Origin of the sequence: Flavobacterium sp. 38-13, assembly GCF_001899155.1 — a bacterium.
Lineage (GTDB): Bacteria > Bacteroidota > Bacteroidia > Flavobacteriales > Flavobacteriaceae > Flavobacterium > Flavobacterium lindanitolerans.
This window is the reverse complement of sequence record NZ_MKVG01000001.1, coordinates 14,745-14,986: the sequence shown is the minus strand read 5'-3', so window position 1 is coordinate 14,986 and position 242 is coordinate 14,745. Positions and strand designations below refer to the sequence as shown.

1 protein-coding gene is annotated in these 242 nt (G+C 49.6%); it reads right to left on the bottom strand.

The genetic code is table 11. The annotated features are described in order from the left end of the window. Positions 1-242 (bottom strand): SprB repeat-containing protein (locus tag BGO88_RS00030; RefSeq protein ID WP_286705523.1); only part of this gene is annotated, 242 nt, incomplete at both ends.

Below are 242 nucleotides of genomic sequence, written 5' to 3'. Positions count from 1 at the left end.
TTACGGAACCGTTGGCATCGGTTACCGTAACGGTATAGGTTCCTGCTGCCAGTCCTGCTGCGGTTGGCGCCGTTCCTCCGTTTGGTAACCAAGAATAGGAGTATGGTGCCGTTCCTCCGGATATGCTGACTGTAGCAGAACCGTCAGAACTTCCGTAACATGTTACGTTTGTCTGGGAGGAATCTGTTATGGCCAGTGTTTCTATGATGGTGAAATCGGCTCCTGTAAAGGCAATATCATAA